Source organism: Dactylosporangium sp. NPDC050688, from assembly GCF_040654515.1.
GTDB lineage: Bacteria > Actinomycetota > Actinomycetes > Mycobacteriales > Micromonosporaceae > Dactylosporangium.
In genome coordinates this window covers 44,080-62,771 of record NZ_JBFAIC010000053.1, presented here as the reverse complement: position 1 = coordinate 62,771, position 18,692 = coordinate 44,080, and the positions used below count along the sequence as shown (strand labels likewise).

At 68.8% G+C, this 18,692-nt stretch carries 16 protein-coding genes and 2 pseudogenes; 13 read left to right on the top strand and 5 right to left on the bottom strand.

Going from position 1 to position 18,692, the window contains the following annotated elements:
* Positions 1 to 369, top strand: coding sequence for a hotdog domain-containing protein (locus AB0H83_RS36780; protein ID WP_360103308.1), 369 nt, complete (start codon positions 1 to 3; stop codon positions 367 to 369).
* Between the two features lie 20 nt (positions 370 to 389).
* Here AB0H83_RS36780 and AB0H83_RS36775 read toward each other — a convergent pair whose 3' ends face one another.
* On the bottom strand, positions 390 to 1,355 hold the full coding sequence (locus AB0H83_RS36775; RefSeq protein WP_360103306.1) for a phosphotransferase: 966 nt from the start codon (positions 1,353 to 1,355) through the stop codon (positions 390 to 392).
* Positions 1,356 to 1,507: 152 nt separating this feature from the next.
* Between AB0H83_RS36775 and AB0H83_RS36770 the strand changes: the two genes are divergently transcribed.
* From AB0H83_RS36770 to AB0H83_RS36745, 6 genes are all read left to right on the top strand, one after another.
* Positions 1,508 to 2,332, top strand: a complete 825-nt coding sequence (locus AB0H83_RS36770) for a hypothetical protein (RefSeq protein ID WP_360103304.1) — start codon at positions 1,508 to 1,510, stop codon at positions 2,330 to 2,332.
* A 37-nt stretch (positions 2,333 to 2,369) separates the two neighbouring features.
* Positions 2,370 to 2,948 (top strand): GTP cyclohydrolase I FolE, encoded by a 579-nt coding sequence (folE, locus tag AB0H83_RS36765; RefSeq protein ID WP_360103302.1) that lies wholly within the window; start codon positions 2,370 to 2,372, stop codon positions 2,946 to 2,948.
* 65 nt (positions 2,949 to 3,013) lie between these two features.
* Positions 3,014 to 3,913 carry an ATP-grasp domain-containing protein gene (locus AB0H83_RS36760; RefSeq protein WP_360103300.1) on the top strand — a complete coding sequence of 300 codons (900 nt, stop codon included), beginning with the start codon at positions 3,014 to 3,016 and terminating at the stop codon, positions 3,911 to 3,913.
* A complete protein-coding gene (locus AB0H83_RS36755) occupies positions 3,910 to 4,908 on the top strand; it encodes a ketoacyl-ACP synthase III (protein WP_360103298.1) in 999 nt (332 codons plus the stop codon). Before AB0H83_RS36760 ends, AB0H83_RS36755 begins: the two co-directional genes overlap by 4 nt.
* Complete coding sequence (locus tag AB0H83_RS36750; protein ID WP_360103296.1) at positions 4,878 to 6,065, top strand: acyl-CoA dehydrogenase family protein; 1,188 nt, start codon at positions 4,878 to 4,880, stop codon at positions 6,063 to 6,065. Before AB0H83_RS36755 ends, AB0H83_RS36750 begins: the two co-directional genes overlap by 31 nt.
* Positions 6,066 to 6,105: 40 nt before the next feature.
* Positions 6,106 to 7,443: a peptide ligase PGM1-related protein gene (locus AB0H83_RS36745; RefSeq protein WP_360103294.1), complete on the top strand. Its 1,338-nt coding sequence runs from the start codon at positions 6,106 to 6,108 to the stop codon at positions 7,441 to 7,443.
* Positions 7,444 to 7,504: 61 nt separating this feature from the next.
* On the opposite strand, the gene AB0H83_RS36740 is transcribed toward AB0H83_RS36745, so the two are convergent.
* Positions 7,505 to 8,749, bottom strand: a complete 1,245-nt coding sequence (locus AB0H83_RS36740; RefSeq protein WP_360103292.1) for an IS110 family transposase — start codon at positions 8,747 to 8,749, stop codon at positions 7,505 to 7,507.
* 236 nt (positions 8,750 to 8,985) lie between these two features.
* On the opposite strand from AB0H83_RS36740, the gene AB0H83_RS36735 reads away from it, so the two are divergent.
* From AB0H83_RS36735 to AB0H83_RS36725, 3 genes are read left to right on the top strand one after another with little or no spacing between them, the layout of a single operon-like run.
* A complete protein-coding gene (locus AB0H83_RS36735; protein ID WP_360103290.1) occupies positions 8,986 to 9,456 on the top strand; it encodes a 6-carboxytetrahydropterin synthase in 471 nt (156 codons plus the stop codon).
* On the top strand, positions 9,453 to 10,154 hold the full coding sequence (locus tag AB0H83_RS36730) for a 7-carboxy-7-deazaguanine synthase QueE (RefSeq protein ID WP_360103288.1): 702 nt from the start codon (positions 9,453 to 9,455) through the stop codon (positions 10,152 to 10,154). The genes AB0H83_RS36735 and AB0H83_RS36730 overlap by 4 nt, the downstream gene beginning before the upstream one ends.
* On the top strand, positions 10,151 to 11,491 hold the full coding sequence (locus AB0H83_RS36725; RefSeq protein WP_360103286.1) for an amidohydrolase: 1,341 nt from the start codon (positions 10,151 to 10,153) through the stop codon (positions 11,489 to 11,491). The genes AB0H83_RS36730 and AB0H83_RS36725 overlap by 4 nt, the downstream gene beginning before the upstream one ends.
* Here AB0H83_RS36725 and alaS read toward each other — a convergent pair.
* Both alaS and AB0H83_RS36715 read right to left on the bottom strand, forming a co-directional pair.
* Entirely contained in the window at positions 11,488 to 14,172 is a 2,685-nt protein-coding gene (alaS, locus tag AB0H83_RS36720) for an alanine--tRNA ligase (RefSeq protein WP_360103284.1), read from the bottom strand. The two genes, AB0H83_RS36725 and alaS, sit on opposite strands and share 4 nt — an antisense overlap.
* A 313-nt stretch (positions 14,173 to 14,485) precedes the next feature.
* A pseudogene (locus AB0H83_RS36715) lies at positions 14,486 to 14,743 on the bottom strand (heat-shock protein HtpX); the annotation flags it as partial.
* 74 nt (positions 14,744 to 14,817) lie between these two features.
* Here AB0H83_RS36715 and AB0H83_RS36710 point away from each other — a divergent pair.
* Together AB0H83_RS36710 and AB0H83_RS36705 are read left to right on the top strand one after the other, a co-directional pair.
* Positions 14,818 to 16,544: pseudogene (locus tag AB0H83_RS36710) on the top strand (SpvB/TcaC N-terminal domain-containing protein).
* Entirely contained in the window at positions 16,541 to 16,666 is a 126-nt protein-coding gene (locus tag AB0H83_RS36705; protein ID WP_360103282.1) for a hypothetical protein, read from the top strand. Before AB0H83_RS36710 ends, AB0H83_RS36705 begins: the two are co-directional and overlap by 4 nt.
* A 128-nt stretch (positions 16,667 to 16,794) precedes the next feature.
* On the opposite strand, the gene AB0H83_RS36700 is transcribed toward AB0H83_RS36705, so the two are convergent.
* Complete coding sequence (locus AB0H83_RS36700; protein WP_360103280.1) at positions 16,795 to 17,172, bottom strand: winged helix-turn-helix domain-containing protein; 378 nt, start codon at positions 17,170 to 17,172, stop codon at positions 16,795 to 16,797.
* A gap of 556 nt (positions 17,173 to 17,728) precedes the next feature.
* Here AB0H83_RS36700 and AB0H83_RS36695 point away from each other — a divergent pair.
* Positions 17,729 to 18,589 (top strand): DUF1152 domain-containing protein, encoded by an 861-nt coding sequence (locus AB0H83_RS36695; protein ID WP_360103278.1) that lies wholly within the window; start codon positions 17,729 to 17,731, stop codon positions 18,587 to 18,589.
* Positions 18,590 to 18,692: the final 103 nt, after the last annotated feature.

The window sequence follows — 18,692 nt, the reverse complement described above, 5'->3', positions numbered from 1 at the left end:
ATGCCGATCAGCGGTACGCGACGGCTGACCGTCGCACCGGAGGACTCCGCCTCGCGCTGGGGCAACCCGGGCGTGGAGGTGCTCTCGACGCCCGCCATCCTCGGCCACGTGGAGTCCCTCTGCGCCGACCTGCTGGAGCCGCACCTGGCGCCGGGCGAGATGTCGGTCGGCGTACAGGTCGTCATGAACCATCGGGCCCCGGCCCGGATCGGTGACGAGGTGCTGATCGAGGCTCTCGCCGCCGAGGCCGGGCCGCGGCCCCGGTTCGAGTTCCGGGTCCGGGGGGCGAACGGCTCGGTGCTCTGCGACGGCGACCACCGGCGTGCGGTGGTCGCCGTCGCGCAGTTCCGCGCCCGGCTGGCCGAATGACTGGCCGCCCGTTGACTGGCCTAGGCCGCGGCCCGATGGCTGAGGTTCCGGCGGGCCGGGAAGTAGTCGAGCAGTGGCGACGTGCCGTCGACGGCGAGGGCCAGGATCTCGACCAGCCCGTCGCCCGGGCACGGCTGATAGACCTTGCTCATGTCGATGCGGAGCCGCCACAGCTCGGTCAGCGCCGTCATCACGTGGTCGAACAGAATGCGCTGCTCGGCCGTGTCGTCGCCGTCGATCGGCGCGACCGAACGATACCCGGCCAGCGCCACGTCGACCATGTGCAACGGGATCTGCGCGAAATCGATCGCCGGGTCGAACCAGCCCGCGTCGTCCCAGTCGATCAGCGCCCGGAACTCCTCGTCGAGTTGCAGGACGTTGGCCGGCTTGAGATCGCCGTGCACGAACCGCCGGTACCGGTCCGCGCCGCGTACCGCCGGCTGCAACGAGGTGAGCAGCTCGTCCAGCCACTCGGCCAGATGCGCGGCCACCACGCCGGCCTCGACCAGCCCGGTCAGGACCGGCCCGTGGTCGAGCGACCGGGACCAGTCCTCGAGCCATCCGTTGGGGTCGTCGGCCCGCACCACGGTGTGGTGCAGTCGCGCGAGTTCGCGCCCGACGCCGTCCCACACGGTCACCTCCGACGGCCCGCGGCGGGCCGACGACGGCACCGAACAGCCGTCCACGTACTCGTAGACCGAGAACGGGACGCTGAAGATCTCCAGGCTGTCGTCGAATGCCACGAGTGACCCGGTGCGTATTTCCGCAGCCGTGACAGCCGGCGCCGCGACCGATGCAGTACGTGTTTCCCCGATCGCGCGGGGATGGTCCCGGGGTATTTTCAAAATATACTCGTCGCCGAGCCGATAAACCGAGTGCACGTTGCCCGACGAGTCCACTCGTCGGGTCCGTCGCGGGTCGACGTCAAGCTTGAAGCGTTCGATCACTGCCGATGCCTGGACCGGCGTAACGGTCGGGAATGGCATGCCATCGTACGGCGGTCGGATTGGTCGGCGTACTGAAGTCACGGGCCCGGATCCCCACTCACGTTTCGACTGACAGTATCGACACATTCAACTTTCCGCCGCTACGCTACCCGGAGTCTTACGCCCCGTAAATTGTCGTACAGGAGTCTGCAATGGCCGGGCCCGTCCTAGCGCGAACAGAACCGACGGCACGACTGGTCGAGGCGGCCGAGGTCGGTCCCCACATTGAAGTCGTCCGCCGGGTGTTCGCTGAACTGACCGACTGTCTCCGGTCGGCGCCGATCGAACAACTCGAGGCGCGACTGCGGGGATGGGACAATTACCAGCGCGCATCGCTGGGCCGGGGCGCGACGCCGCCACTGCTCGCCCGCGACATCAAGTCGAGTTTCTCCTCGGCCAGGACCGGCTTCGAGTCACGCGGCGAACCGGTGCTCCCGCCCGAGACGGAGGTGCCAGCGCTGGCCGACCTCGACGAGGTCGTTCGCCTCGCCGCCCGGCTCGCGGTCCCGGACGTCCACGACGACGATCCGCTCGTCGTGACGCTCTTCCTGTTTCGGGTGATCGTCCGCGCCGGGCAGCGCTACCAGGGCTTCCTCCACCGCGACATCGACGCGACGGACGCGCCGGTCGGCAGCGTCATCTTCTATCCCACAGTGACGTCGTCGAACATCGACGGAGCGAACCTCGGCGTCCACCTCTCCGACCGGCCCACCGAGGAGCTGGAAGGGCGCGACCCCGACGTCACCTTCGCGCCACACGAGTACGAGCACGCCGCCGTCGTCCTCGGTTACCCGCACAACCTGGCGCACGGCGCCCGGCCCGGCATCAACCCGAATCCGGCTCCCCCGGAAACGGCGACGCGGACCCGGGACGACAACCTCCGCGAATTTTTGGAACCGCACGGGACGACGTTCTGGAAAGACATGGCGGTGCTGACCTTCTCCCGGACGTCTGCGATCGAGGATCACATCGTTTGAACGGTCCTGGTCACTCCTACCGCCGAAAGCGAAAGTGATGATCGAACGCGTAGAACACATCAACGAGAACACCGACCTGGCCGCCGCCGAAAAAGGCACCTACCAGTTACTGGAAGGCCTCGGCCTCGACCTCACCACGGAATCGATGGCGGAAACTCCGGCCCGGATGGTCCGCATGTACGCGGAGCTGCTGAGTCCGCGGCCGTTCAATTTCACGACGTTTCCCAACGATGAGAACTATGACGAACTCGTGCTGGCCCGAGGAATTCCGCTGACCAGCGTGTGCGAACACCACATGCTGCCGTTCACCGGCCAGGCGCACGTCGGATACCTGCCGGGGAAACGCATTCTCGGATTGTCCAAACTCGCCCGGGTCGTCGAGCATTTCGCGCGCCGGCCGCAGGTCCAGGAACGGCTCACCAAACAGATCGCCGACTGGCTCCAGAAACAACTTGAGCCGAAGGGCGTCGGCGTCGTCATCCAGGCCGAACACAGCTGCATGACCCTGCGCGGCGTACAGGCCGTCGGCTCGCAGACCGTCACCTCGACCCTGCTGGGGTGCCTGCGGGACAACCCCGGATCGCGAGCCGAGTTCCTGACCCTCACCCACGTCTAACCGTCCGGGAGCGGGAGAACAGTGATGACCCTTTCCATACATGCGCCCACCGTCTGGTCACAGTCGTGAAGCTCGGGATCCTGGCCTGGGAAGAAGGCGAGCCGGAATCGGTCGGGATAGCCGGCACCGCAACCGAACGCGGGCACGACGTGACCGTGTTCGAACTCGACCACGTGCGCCTTTCGCCCGGTCCGGCAGGTGCGGTCACGACCATCCGCGGGACCCCGTTGTCGGCGTACGACGTCATTCTCTGTCGCTGCGATCTGAGCACACCGCCGTGGACCGAGAAGATCCAGCAGTATCTTCTGCTCGACGGCGAGCCGGGCGTACCGATCCTCGATCCGCTGCCGGTGCACATCGCGGCGGCGAGCAAGCGGGCCATGCTCCGGCGGCTGACGCGGCACGGCATTCCCGTCCCGCCCACGCTCGAGTGCCGCGGCGTCGACGATCTACGGGCCGCGTTCGACCAGTGGGGCGAGATCGTGGTCAAGCCCGCTCTGGGCTTCCGCGGCCTCGACGTCGAACGTCTTCTCGACGGCCCGACAGCCGAGGCGCTCACGCTCGCCCAGAAGCTGCTCGAGCGGCACGAAGTACTGCTGAGCCAGCCCTACCTGGCCCACCAGGGCGACTTCCGCGTGCTCGTCCTCGGGTCGGAGGTGTCTTCGTGCACCCGGTTCAACACCGCGGGCGAGGACTGGAAGCCGTTCTCCGGCGACGAGGCCGACCCGCCGGTGCACCACGACTTCATCGATCCGCCGGACGACCTCAGCGCGCTGGCCCTGGCCGCGGTGCGGGCGATGGACCTCACGATGGGCGGGGTCGACGTCGTCCGGAGCGGGACCGGCTGGACCGTGATCGAGGTGAACCCGGTGCCCGGCTGGGCCGCCTGGAAACCGGAACAGGCGCGAATCCCCAATCTCCGGGTTGTGGAGTTCATCGAGAAGGAGATCGAGGGGATGACATGAGCTCAAAGATCGGAATCATCGGTACCGGTTCGTGCCTGCCGAGCATCGTGGTGACCTGCGATGAGATGGACCAGGCGCTCAACGCCCGGCCAGGCTGGACGCAGCGCGCGACCGGGATCCGGGAACGGCGCCGTGCGCCCGCCGAGACGTCCCTGTCCGACCTGGCCGTCGACGCCGGACGAGCGGCGCTGCGTACCGCCGGCGTCCGCGCCGACCAGGTACGCGCCGTCATCGTGGCCACCGTCACCCCCGATCCGCCGGTGCCGGCCGCCGCGACCCGGGTCCAGGACCGGCTCGGCCTGACCGACGCGTTCGCGTTCGACCTGAACGCGGCGTGCGCGGGCTTCCTGTTCGCCCTTGAGGTTGCGCGGCCGCTCGCCGGGGCGGACGCCGAGCGGCCGTACGTGCTGGTGATCGGCGGTGATGTCTGGTCGCGGATGATCGACCCGCTGGACCGCACCACCTGGCCGCTGTTCGGCGACGGCGCCGGGGCGGTCGTGCTCGGGCCGGTCGACAGCGGCGGGTTCCTGGCCACCAAGCTCGCGACCAGCGGCGCGCTGGGCGACCTCGCGGTCGGCGGCTACTCCTCGGCACTGCCGGGGCCGGATCCGGCGAGCACCGACCACCTGTTCAAGATGCGCGGCGCGGAGATCTCCGACCTGATGATGGCGGAGTTGCCCAGGCTGGTGCAGACGGTGACCGACATGGCCGGCGTCAAGGTGGCGGACGTCGACTACCTGATCTGCCACCAGGCCAACCCCAAGCTGGTCGGCCGCTGCGCCGAACAGGCCGGCTTCGCGCCTGAGCAGAACGTCAACACCGGCGAGATCTTCGGCAACACGGTCGCCGCCTCGGTGCCGCTCGGCATCGACGTCGCGGTACGCGACGGCCGACTGCGCCCGGGATCGCTGGTGATACTCGCAGCCTTCGGTGCCGGGATGTCCTGGGGCGCAACGCTGGTCGAATGGTCGTCCCTCGGTCTCCGAGAGGAGTAATCGTGAACATCTCCTGGAACAAGCGGCAGGAGCAGCTTCGCCAGCAGTACCACGACATCGCCGCCGACCTGGTGGCGAGCGGGAGCGACGCACGGGACCGGGCGGGAAGCTTCGACCGCAAGGTCTGGGACGAGCTGGCGGCCACCGACTTCTGGCGGCTCCAGGTGCCGGTCGGCATCGGCGGCCTCGGCCAGGAGAGCTGGGACTGGCTGGCCGCCATGGAAGGCCTCTCGCTCGGCGCGCGCGACCTTGGATTTCTCATGTCGGTCGCGTCGCAGAGCGGACTCATCCGGCTGCTGCTGACCAGCGGCACAGCCGAGCAGCAGCGCCACTGGTTGCCTCGGTTGACGTCCGGTGCCATCGCGGCGACGGCGTCCACCGAGAAGTCCGGCGGCTCCGACATCCGGGGGATCTCGACCCGGGCCGTCCGTCAGGCCGGCGGCGGTTTCGTCATCAACGGCGACAAGGCGCACATCACCAACGCGCCAGTGGCGGACGTGGTCATGCTGGCCGCCCGGACCGACACCGACCCGGGCGCCTTCGAACTCAGCCTCTTCGTGACCGCCACCGACGCCGCGGGCATCGAGCGCGGCGCCGGCGAAGACCTGCTCGGTCTGCGGAGCAGCCCGACCGGCCCGATCGCCTTCCACAACGTACGCGTGGACGACGAGGCCGTGATCGGCGGAGTCGGCAACGGCCTCAACTGCCTCTACCACACCCTGGCCTACGACCGGGTGCTCTTCGGCGTCATCGTGGCCAGCTCCCTGGAGGCGCAACTCCCGCAGTTGATGCGGAGGCTGGCGCAGCGGGAAGCCTTCGGCTCGCCGCTGGCCGAGCACCAGTACATGCAGGAGAAGGTGGTGTCGATGGCGACCGCGATCGAGGGCTCCCGCGCCCTGGCCTACCGGTCGTTCGGCCTGCTCGACGCGCGGGATCGCGGGTACAGCCTCAGCGCCTCGGTGACCAAGCTGTTCGCCTCGACCGGGCTGGTCGGCTCGGGCCTGGACCTGGTTCAGGCGTTCGGTCACTCGGGTTACGAATCGGGCAGTGCGGCGGAGCGGAACCTCCGCGACTCGGTCGCGTTCAAGATCGCCGCCGGGACCGATGAGATGCAGAAGAAAAATATCTTCAATCACGTACGGCGGGCGGTGCGATGAACCACGCAGTCGCTGCTGACCAACGCGCCCGAGGACGATCGTGCCGACCCTCTATGTAGGAAACTCGTACAACGAGACACTGGTGGGCGACCTGAGCCAGTTCGACCCGACCGAACGCCGGATCGGCGGCAATCTCGCGTGCCGGCTGGTCTGGCTCCTGGGCCCCGACGACGTCCTGGTCTGCCCGCAGCCCATCGCCGACGAATATGTCGACTACGTCTCCCGGCTCACCGGCGTGCCGATCACGCCGGACTCGATCGTCGTCCCCCCGCCGGGCGAGTTCGGCCAGGACGTCCTGACCGCGGATCGGCTGCGGGACAGCGGGTTCCTCGACCGGCTGCGCGCCCTGAGCGTCAGCCGTCGCTTCGATCGGGTAGTCCCCTACTGCTACGACCAGACGATCGCGTCGATCGCCCGGCACGCCGGCATCGGAGCCGACGATCCGAGCGTCGCGTTCTGCGAGGCCGGCGGGGTCGAACTGCTCAACCGCAAGGCGGTGTTCCGGGCGCTGTGCGGAGGCGCGGGCGTGCCGGTCGCGGCCGGCCTGGTCACCCGATCAGTGCGTGACGCGGTCGACTTCGCCTCCTCGTATGTCCAATCAGGACGGTCGTTGATCGTCAAGCAGGATGCCCACATCGGCGGCTTCGGCAACGAGATCCTCGCGCACGCCGCGGACGTCGCCCAGCTCGGGGCGGCCTCGCTCACCGTCGTGACGGACCGTCGGACGGTCGAGGAGCGGCTGCGCGTGATCTGGCCACGGGTGAGCTCGAACGGTCGTGATCCGGTCGTCCTCGAGCACTACCTGCAGAACGCAGTCGCGCTGGGCTGTGAGTTGAGCGTGACCGACGCCGGGGTGACCTTGCGGCACACCGCCGAGATGCGGATGACGCCCGTGTTCAACGGACTGCTCATTCCGCCGGGCACGATCCCCGAGCGGTGTGACGCGGAGTTCTCCCGGCAGGCGCTGGCGCTGGCCGATGTCGTCCGCGCCATGGGGTATCGCGGCCTCATCAACGTCGACGGTCTGGTGGCCGGCAACGGTGAGACCGTGGTGCTCAACGAGTTCAACGGCCGTCTCGGCGGCTCCACCCATCTGCACCGGATCGGCCGACGGTTCATCGGCGACGACTACCTGCACCGCCGCTTCCTGTTGAGCGACAACGACCTGCGGGTGGCCTCACTGGCAAGCCTGCTGGCGGCGCTGCCGCGCGCGGGACTGGCCTTCGACCCCGCGCTCGGCGAAGGCGTACTCGTCACGTGCGACCACACCGCGCAGTCCCAGGCCGTCGAGTTCTGCGTCGTTGCGCAGGACGTCAAGGCGGCCGACGTGTACGAGCAACGGCTGCGGGAGCTCGTGGCCGAGACGCGAACGCCGTGACATGCCGTCCACCGGTTCAACGTCGACACGAGGAGGCACCATGACACTCCCTGTGTCAACCTCAGGCAGCGAGCAGTTCAGTTGGTCCGGGTTGAACGAGCCGGCGGGCGTTGCCGTGCCGGGCGGGGTCGGATGGTTTGCGGTCGATCCAGCATCGCCAGATGATCCGGATCCAGGCCCGTGCCAGGACGCGGACGGCGTGGGGATGGTCAAGGCCACGGGCGCGGGCCTTGGCGTAGACGTCAGCGGCCCAGGCGCTGTCGTGACGGCTGTTGTCGGCGAACGTGGTGACCGCTGCCCGGAAGCGTTTGTTGCACGCCCAGCGGAAGTGCACGGCACGGTGTTTGCCCGACTCCTTGGTCACGGGGGTGACGCCGGCGAGCGCAGCGATGGCGTCGGGGCTGTCATAGGCTTGTCGGCAGTCGCCCCACTCGGCGAGTATCTGGGCGGCGTTGATCTGACCAGACCTTGGCAGCGACGTGAAGATCTCGCCGTCCGGATGCTCCCCGAGGTGGGCGACGACACTACGGCCGATGTCCTTCAGCGCCATGCCGAGGGCTTTGAGCACGGTGACCAAGGCGGTCACGGCGTCGCGGACGGCCTCGGACAGGGTCTCGTCGGTGGTGCCGGCTGGGGCGGCCCGCAGCCGGGTGAGCAGCTGCTCGCCGGTGCGCCGGCCGGAGTAGCCGTGTTTGGCGCAGAACGCGGTCAGTCGTTTCGCGCCCAGGTGCTGGGCGTGGCGGGCGGTCGGGTAGCGGGTCAGGAACTCCAGGGCGATCGGCGACCCGACGTCGGCGAAGACCGCTTTCGCGCCGGGCCAGTGCGTGTCGAGCAGCGCGGCGAGCTGGTTGGTGGCCGCGACGCGCAGGTCGCCGCGGGTCCGCACCACGGTGCGCAGCGCCTTGGTCTCCGCCGTGTACGGGGTGGCCAGCTGCAGCCGGTGGGGGCGCAGCCGCAGGTACTCGCCGATGACCTCGGCGTCCCCGGCGTCGGACTTCGCGCCGGACAGCACTTCACCGTCGCGCCAGGTCTTGATCGCGTTGGGTTTGACCGGCACCACCGGGTGCCCGGCTTCGAGGAGGGCGTCGACGAGCCGCCCGTCGGGTCGTTCAATCCCGACCGGCATCGTCTCCGGCTCACCGAGGCGGGCCAGGCGGCGCAGCAGCTCGGCCAGCCCCTCGGCCGAGTGCTCCACGGTGAACGCAGCGACCCGCCGCCCGGTGGCGTCCTGCACGCACACGGCGTGCACGGCCGAGGCCCAGTCGATACCGACGAAGAACACAGCTCCAACAACGTTGAGGGACAACACTTCTCCTTGCGATGGCAGCGACGCGACTCGACGAACGGGGCTGACTGCCGGGTGGTCACTAACCGGCGTTCTACGGCGCATCTCCCTGTGGCCGGTCGGCAGCCCCGACAAGAACCGAGAGCGGCGGTGTCATGCAGGCCCTCGAAGGGCGACCGCACCAGGCCGTCTCTCGATCCTTGCCGAGTTCCAACAGCAACCCTCTCAGAAGGCCCTGTCGGAAGGATGGTGCCCTAGTGACCGAACCCGCAGTTCTTCCCGCGTCCACCAGCGTGATGATCCGGCACAACTTCGAGACCGCCCACCGCCTGCCCCACCTCGGCGGCAAGTGCCAGAGCCTGCACGGGCACTCTTGGTGGATCGAGATCAGCGTGACCGGAGACGCCAGCGAGGACGGCATCGTCCTCGAGTTCGGCGCGTTCAAGGCGAGGATCCGCGAGTGGATCGACACGTACCTGGATCACGGGGCGATGCTGGGTGAGCGGGACGAGCTCGCCGCTGCCCTCACCGCCGCCGGCTCCAAGGTCTTCCTCTTCGGCGCGGACAAGCCGTCGTCGGGGCTCGACTGGCCCACGGTCGAAAATGTCGCGGCGCTGCTGTGGCGGGTGACCGAGGAGTACATCCGGTCGGAGGGGTGGCCCGGAGTGGCGGTGACCCGGGTGCGCGTCGACGAGACCCATGTGAACGCCGCCGAGGTCCGGCTTTGACCGCGCTGCCGATCTCCGAGGTGTTCGGCCCCACGCTGCAGGGTGAAGGCCCGTACGCCGGCCGGGTGTCCTGGTTCGTACGCCTCGGCGGCTGCAACCTCTCCTGCTCGTGGTGCGACACGCCGTACACCTGGGACGGGAGCCGCTTCAACCTGCGGGGCGAGATCTCGATGACCCCGGTCGCCGACGTCCTCGCGATGCTGCCGGAGAATTGCCTCGTCGTGCTGACCGGTGGCGAGCCGATGATGCACCAGGGCCGCCCGGCCTGGCAGGAATTCGTCGCGGCGCTGCACGAGCGCGGGTGCACCATCCAGGTCGAGACGAACGGCACGATCCTGCCGAACGATTTCGCCCGTACGCACATCGACCTGTTCGTCGTCTCCCCCAAGCTGCCCAACGCGGGACCCCACCGCGGCAACCAGGACCCGGCCCCGGCCGACGGCTGGACCGAGATCGCCCGATCGGGGCGGGCGCACCTGAAGGTGGTGTGCGAGACGGCGGGCGACGTCACCGCCGCGGCCGACCTCGGTCGCCGGCTCGGCTGGCCGCCGCGGCAGGTGTGGGCGATGCCGGAGGGGGTCACCACGGCGGTGCTCGGTGAGCGGTGGCCAGTCATCGCGTCGGCCGCCGCGGACCACGACATCAACGCGACCCACCGTCTGCACGTGCTGGCGTGGCAGGACAGGAGAGGCCATTGAACAGCACCATCGTGCGGGGTCGGCACGTGCTGACGATGACCGGTGACGACCTGACCGACGGTGCGGTCCGCATCGTGGACGGCATCATCTACGACGTCGCCCCGTACGCGGAGCTGGCCGCCAGGCACCCCGGGGACGACGTGTCCGGCGGCGCCGAGGACATCGTCGTGCCCGGTTTCGTCAACGCGCACGGCCACTTCTCCGAAGCGCTGGTCGCCGGCATGGCCGAGGACCGGACCCTTTTCGAGTGGCTCGACTGCCTGATCGCTCCGATCGCCGGGCACCTCACCCGGCCGATGGCTTACGTGGGCACCTTGCTGGCGGCCGTGCAGCAGCTGGAGAGCGGCATCACGACCACCAACGACATGTTCGTCTGTGATCCCCCGGACGGCCCGGTGACGCCGGAGGTGGTGACGGCGCTCGACGAGGTCAACCTCCGGGCGGTCGTCTCGTTCGGCGCCACCGACCGCCGGGGCGTACCCGTCGGACGCCTCATCGAGGAGCACCGGGCGCTGGCCGAGGCCGCCGCCGCCAGCCGGATGACGTCCTTCCGGCTCGGCATCGCGACGGTCGGGGCGCAGTCACCGAAGCTGTTGCAGGGCGGCCTCGACCTCGCGGACGAACTGCGCTGCGGGGTTCACCTCCACCTGCACGAGGTGCGCGAGGAGGTGATCGAATCCCGGCGCGAAACCGGGCTCAGCCCCATCGAGCGGTGCGCCGAGGCGGGCGTCTTCGAGCACCCCACGGTGGCCGCCCACGCCGTCTGGCTCAGTGACCGCGACCGGCAGATCCTGGTCGACGCCGACGTGGGGGTGGCCCACAACCCGGTGTCGAACATGATTCTCGGCTCCGGTATCTGCCCGGTCGCCGACCTGCGCCGCCACGGGCTGGCGGTCGGTATCGGCGTCGATGGCGCCGCCAGCAACGACAGCCAGAATATGCTGGAGGCGATCAAGACAACGGTGCTCCTGCAGCGGGCGGCGACGTTGTCGCTCGACGCCGACGCCCGCTCCGCAGTCGCCATGGCCACCATCGAGGGGGCTCGTGCCCTCGGTCTGGAAAGCGAGATCGGCTCCCTCGAACGCGGCAAACGCGCCGACATCGTCGTCTTCGACGGTGACTCGCCGGCGCTGGCCAACGTTCACGACCCGTACCAAACGATCGTCTACCGGGCCTCGCCGCGGGACATCCGCGAGGTGTGGGTCGGCGGCCGTCGGTCGGTGGCCGACGGCCGGGTCCTCACCGTCGACCGCGCCGACGTGGTGCGGGAATCGCGTGGGCTGGCCCGGGAACTGGCGCGCCGATCCGGCCTGTCCGGGCTGTCCCTGCTTTGTTAGTCGGTGGCAACCTCAATCGCCGTCCGTACCGACTGGAGCAGGTTCGCGACCTGACCGGCCGGGACACCGCCGCCCTGCGCCAGGTCAGCGTTGCCGCCACCGCGGCCGGACAGCGCGGCCTTGACCAGATCCGCCGCCGACAGCCCGCGGCTCTTCGCCGCCGCGTTCAGCGCCACGACCAGTGAGGCCTTGCCGCCCGCCCGGGCCGTGATCGCCACCACCGCGGGACGCGCAGGATCGATCCTGCCACGGATCTCCTGGACAAGGGCGCGCACATCGTTGCCGGCCGCGCCCTCGGGCGCCTCGGTGCCGACGTACGCGATGCCGCGCAGCTCCGTGGCCTGCTCGGCGAGTGCACGCGCGCCTTCCAGCACCATCTGCGCCCGCAGCTTCTCCAGCTCCTTCTCCGCGTCACGCAACGTCGTGACGATCTGTTCCGCCCGATCGGCGACCTGATCGCCGGGCACCCGGAACAACTCGGCCAGCCGGGACACCAGCACGTGCTCCTTGGCCAGGAAGCCGAACGCGTCCAGGCCGACCAGCGCCTCCACCCGGCGCACGCCCGAGCCGATCGACGCCTCACTGAGAATCTTCACCAAGCCGAGCTGGCTGGACCGCGCCACGTGGGTGCCACCGCAGAGTTCGCGGGCGTAGTCGCCGATCTCGACAACCCGGACCTTGTCACCGTACTTCTCGCCGAAGAGCGCCATCGCGCCCAGCCGGCGCGCCTCCTCCTGGCTGGTGATGAACCAGTTGACATCGAGATCGAGCAGCAGTACCTCGTTGATCTGCTGCTCCACGTCGTGCAGCACGGACGGCGAGACCGCGCCCGGGGTGTTGAAGTCGAACCGCAAGCGTCCGGGTGCATTCAGCGAACCCGCCTGCGTCGCCGACTCACCGAGGAAGTTGCGCATTGTCTGGTGTACCAGGTGGGTTGCGGTGTGCGATCGGGAGATCGCCTGGCGACGAGTAACGTCGATCTCCGCGAAGCCCGCCTCACCCGCGCGCACCTCGCCCCGCAGGACCCGTACCTTGTGCACGATCAGGCCCGGCAGCGGCTGCTGCACGTCGACCACCTCGAGCTGGCCGCCGCCCACCTTGATCACGCCATGATCGGCCTGTTGGCCGCCGCCCTCCGCGTAGAACGGCGTGGTGTCCAGCACGAGCTCGACGAAGTCGCCTTCCCCGGCGACTTCCAGCCTGCCTGAGCCGCCGATCAGGGCACGCACCCGCGACTCGCGGGACAGCTCCTGGTAGCCGGTGAAGGTGATCGGGCCGCCCGCGTCGAGCACCGAACGGTACGCCGACAGGTCCGCGTGACCCATCTTGCGCGCCGCCGCATCTGCCTTCGCGCGTGCCTGCTGGTCCGCCATCAGCCGGCGGAAACCCTGTTGGTCGACCTCCAGGCCCTGCTCCTGCGCAATCTCCAGGGTCAGGTCGATGGGGAAGCCGTACGTGTCGTGCAGCTGGAACGCCTTGTCGCCGGCGAGCTGGCTACTGCCCGACTTCTTGGCCTCGGTGATGGCGGTGTCCAGAATGACGGTCCCCGCGCGCAGGGTGGAGAGGAAGCTCTCCTCCTCCTGGTACGCGTATGACGAGATGCGCCCGAACTCCTCCGCCAGCTCCGGGTACGAAGGGGACATGCAGTCCCGCGCGACCGGCAGCAGGATCGGCAGCGCCGGCTCCTGCCAGCCGAGCAGGCGGATCGCCCGGATCGCCCGGCGCATGATCCGGCGCAGCACGTAGCCGCGCCCCTCGTTGCTCGGCGTCACGCCGTCGCCGATCAGCATCAGCGCGGTGCGGACATGGTCGGCGATCACCCGCAGCCGTACGTCATCCGGATTGGACTCGCCCGCGACCTTGCTGGAATGGGCACCGTACTGCTTGCCGGTCAGCTCCGCCGCCCGCGCCAAGATTGGCCGAACTTCGTCGATCTCGTACAGGTTGTCGACGCCCTGCAGGATCGAGGCGACCCGCTCCAGGCCCATGCCCGTGTCGATGTTCTTCTTGGGCAGCTCACCGACGACGGTGAAGTTCTCCTTGGACTTCACATCGGTGACCTCGTACTGCATGAAGACGAGGTTCCAGAACTCGAGGTATCGGTCCTCGTCGACCTCGGGGCCGCCATCCCTGCCGTACTCGGGGCCACGGTCGTAGAACAGCTCCGAACAGGTGCCGCCGGGCCCTGGGATGCCCATGTGCCACCAGTTGTCCTTCTTACCCCGGCGCACGATGCGCTCCGGCGGTACACCGATCTGGCGCCACATGTCGAACGCCTCGTCGTCGTCCAGGTACACCGTCGGCCAGATCCGCTCGGGATCCAGACCGAAGCCACCGCCCTCCACCGTCTTCGTCGACAGCGCCCAGGCCAGGTCGATCGCGCCCTGCTTGAAGTAATCGCCAAACGAGAAGTTGCCGTTCATTTGGAAGAACGTGCAGTGCCGCGACGTCTTGCCGACCTCGTCGATATCCGGCGTCCGGACGCACTTCTGCACGCTCACCGCGCGCTGGTACGGCGGCGTACGGTGATTCAGGAAGAACGGCACGAACGGCACCATGCCGGCCGGAACGAACAGCAGATTCGGGTCGTCGATGGCCTGCAGCGGGGCGCTCGGCACGACGGTGTGGCCGTTCGCCTCGAAATGCGCCAGGTAGCGACGCCTGATCTCTGCCGTCTTCATCGGCCAACCCTCCCGGTGCTGCTGCCAGCTTGATCAATGCGAGGACCCTGCCGACGCCTGGCATCACCGCTTGCGAGAGGTCCGCATCACTTCGCAGTCGTTACCATATCCGATCGCCAAGTTCGCGTGACGGCTCGGCGCGGTGGCCAGCGCCGGGACTGCCGGGTTCCGCGGTTGGTGGTCGCAGGTGAGCTGGATTTCGCGGGTTGAGCTGGGGAGACGTCGCTCCGGCCAGCTCTCGGTGGCCAGGTGGGTCGACGGCGGGTACGGCTGGGGCATCAGCTCGGGCGGGGTACCAGCTCGTTGTCCAGGTTTGGACCCGGCCGCGAATCTCATCGCGCACGACCCGGACGACTTCGATGGGCTGTTCGGCCGGGTCGGTGAGCTTCCAGTCCTCGTAGCGATTGCCGGGGAACACCGGGCAGGCGTCACCGCAACCCATGGTGATCACGACGTCGCTGCTCCCGGCCAGTTCGTCGTCGAGTTTGCGCGGTACCGCCGCAGTGATGTCGATACCGACCTCGGCCATCACCTGCACCGCGAACGTGTTGATCTTTTCAGCGGGCTGGGAATCCGGTTGGAGCGAGGGGCGAGGTGACGTTCGTAATCACCCGTGAAGACCGGGCACGACAGGCTCAAGAGGCGATGGAGACCGCAACCCGCGTGCTACGCAACTTCATGGCACACGTGGCTGGCGTCGGCGGCCCACCCGCACCGGCGCGACCATACGGGAGTCGGCATGCCGACCAGCCGGGTCGCCCGGCGCCGCCCGGCTCCTACGGTGAGTGCGTCGGCCACGACGATCCGTCAGAGGGGGAGCCGATCAGGGGGCCGCCGTCACAGCCGTTGCCGACGCAGTCCGCGCCGCCAGGCGACACCGCGACCGGGTCGGCCGGACCGCTGCCCGCCGTCTTGCTGCCGACCGGTGGCGGCGCGGTCCGCGCAATCGGCGAGACGTTCCAGACCAACCCGGTCAACGGCTCGGTAGGGCTGACGCTCCCCGTCCCGGTGCCGGGCGCGCGCGGCGGCTTCCAGCCGGAGCTGGCCCTCAGCTACGACTCCGGCGCGGGTGCCAGCGTCTTCGGGCTCGGCTGGCAGCTCGACGCCCCCGCGGTGACCCGGCGTACCGACCGGGGCCTGCCACGCTACGACGACACCGACACGTTTCTGCTCTCCGGCGCGGAGGACCTCGTCGCCGTTGACGCGCCGCCCCGCGCCCGGGAACTGGCCGGCCGGGCGTGGTCGGTGACGGCGTACCGGCCGCGCCTCGAGGGGCGTTCGCACGCGTCGAGCGGTGGACTCCCGTCGGCGACCCAGCCGGCAGCCGCTGGCGGACCATCTCCGCGGGCAACGTGGCCACCTGGTACGGCCGGACAGCGCACAGCCGCATCGCCGACCCGCGCGCCTCCACCCGGGTGTACTCGTGGCTGGCCAGCGAACGCTACGACGACCGGGGCAACGCGATGACCTTCGCGTACATCCCGGACAACGGCGACGGCGTCGACCCGACCGCCGCACACGAACGCAACCGCGACGCCGCCACCCGCGGCGCCAACCGCCACCTGAAACGGATCCGGTACGGCAACCGCACCCCGTACCCGCCGACCGGTGCTCTGCCCGACGACGACTGGTGCTTCGAGGTCGTCCTCGACTACGGCGAGCACGACGAGGCGCCCCCGCTGCCCGGCACCGCCGTCCGGCCGTGGCCCTGCCGGCCCGACCCGGTCTCGACCTACCGGCCCGGGTTCGAGTTGCGCACCTACCGGCTGTGCCGGCGGATCCTCGTCTTCCACCACTTCCCGGAGGTCGCGGCGGTCGGGCGAGACTGCCTCGTCAGCTCACTCGACCTCGACCACACCGACCCGTCGGCAGCCGACCCGACCCGGCCGCCGTACGCGCTGCTGCGCTCGGTGACCCGCGCCGGGTACCGCCGCGAGGGCGCCGGGTACCTGCGCCGGGCGTACCCGCCGGTGGAGTTCGACTGGTCACGGCCGCGTCCCGACCCGGCGCCCCGGGAGCTGGCCGCCGGGTACCAGCCGGGCGGCCCGGACGGCGGATACCAGCTGGTCGACCTCGACGGTGACGGCGCCGCCGGGGTGCTGACCGGCGGGCCGGACGCCGGCTGGTGGTTCCAGCCCAACCTCAGCCCGGTCACGATCGGCGCGGACGGCGCGGTTCCGGTGCTCGATCGGGCCGACCCACGGCTACGCCTGGTCGACCTCACCGGCGACGGCCGGGCCGACCTGCTCCTCGACGGCCGGACTCGACGATCCGCAACGATGTCGGCCATCTGGAGCAGTTCCGTACCTGGTTCGGGCGGCCGTTGTGGGAGATGCAACCGGCGGACGCTGATGCGTATTTCGGTCGGGTGATCCGCGACGCGGCCAAGGGCACCCGGCTGGCGCGGGCGCAGACGCTCAAGACGTACTTCATGTTCCTGGAGTTGCGGCACAAGGTCGAGATCCATCAGACCTTGACAGCCCATCCTCGATAGGGAATCAGTTGGGGTTGTTGAAGTTCAAGGTCATTCGTTGACTCCGGTGTGGATGACGTGGAGAAGTACTGCCCGGATGCGTTGTGGCATCTCGCGGCGCCGTTGCTGCCGGAACACCCGCAAAGACATCAAGGTGGATCCCTAACGCGGCGGCGACGGCGGCCGGAACAGATGTGACGCCGGCTGCGACGATCTCGGCGCGTTCGTTCGGAGGGTAGATGAAGCCGGTCTCCTGAGCCCGCGAATAACGCTCCCGGGGCCAGCCGGTTCGGCTGACCCTGCTGACGGACGAACGTCCCTGAGCCTTTCCGCGACTCGACGAAGCCCTGATTCCGCAACGCCTCCAACGCGAGGGCCGCCGTCGGCCGGGCGACCTCCCAGTCCACGGCGATCTGACGTTCCGACGGCACCTCCGCGCCAGACGGAAGGTCGCCGCGAAGGATCCGATCCCGGATGTAGTTGGCGATCTGGAGGTACTTCGGCAGGACACGCTGCAGTTCGGGCATATGAACTCTCTGTAACTCCCGCGTTCCGCAGTTCGTAGGAATACGGACGGCTGAAAACGAGCCTTGACCAGGCGATACGCGCACATCGACTGAAGCCCTCGTGTGCCCACACGGAAGACCTATTCTGTCCAGATATGTCCCCAGCATTTCGGACATCCGCCCCAAACAATGGCGTTCACCCGGGTTCGGAACAACCATTACCGGGGCGTTGACCTGGACGTTCTCTCCACAGTATCCATCAGCAAATCACCCGGCTACGGCTATTCGTCCATTGTGGACGCTGTTGTCCACATGAGACGATCTCGATCGAGCTCATCGGGCAACGTGGCGCCTGAGACCTAATGTCGAGCATTGTTTATGCTGGTCGACACGGTATGTCCAGGTTTTCCGTCCGATATGAGCGAATTGCCGTAGGCACACGCCCCCGATCATGAACCCAAGGCCTTGACCTGGCCAGGGGCATGATCACGCCCGTCGTGTGACCACGAACTGCGGAACCCGGGAACTGGCCTATTCCATTAGCCACCGATCACCAAGATACCCATACGCTGACACGATGGGAACGCTCATGATCGCCGCAGGCGGCGGCGATGCTATTGCAGCTGCGGCGCTGGGCGCCGACCCCGCGATCGACGCGGTAGGGGTAGCCACGATGGCATGGGACCGTCTCCTCGTCGACCCGCTTCCCGGCCCCCGCTGTGCCGCAGACTTCCACGGTCTGACCCGGCGCGCCGGATACAGCGTCGTCACGGTGCGCACTCGACCGATAGCGCCTGCCGGATCGACCTTGCCCCGTCTCGCCGGAGATCTCGACGTCCCGATCGTCCTGCTCGATCCAACAGCCGGCGCCGTCGGCATGCGTGAACAACTGTCGAATGCCGCCCGCGACCTCGGAGCCGAGACCGTAACCCTGGTCGACGTCGGCGGTGACCTCGTCGGCAGGCCCGGCGATGCCGGCCTCCGCAGCCCTCTGGCCGACGCATTGACGGCGGCTGCATGCACAGACCTTCCCGCCCGCGCATGGATAGCCGGTCCAGGCCTCGACGGCGAACTTCCTGAGCAAGTCGTTCTCGAACGGCTCGGCGATCGTCCGCCGCGGGCGTCGCTGACCGCCGAGCATTGGAAAGACTTTCTGGCCATCCTCTCGTGGCATCCGTCCGAGGCCACCGCCCTGCTGGCGGCGGCATCCCTCGGCGCTCGCGGCGCTGTCGAGATCCGCGGCGCCGGCCTTCTGGTCCCCCTCACCGACCTCAGCCCGGCCGTTTACGAACTGTCACTCAGCGAGGTTACAGAGATCAACCCGCTCATCCGCCCTCTGAGTGAATCAACCAGCCTGGCGCAAGCGGAACAACGCACGCGGGACGTCCTTGGCTGGACCGAACTCGACGTCCCGGGCTACGTCACGAAAGACCGCTGAAGGGTGAGGCAGCAGTGAGTACGCGCCCAGGACTACACCGCCGACATCAATCGGCCTGCATATCAGCGAGTCGACTCGCAAGGCGTGACTTCGTGTCGCAACG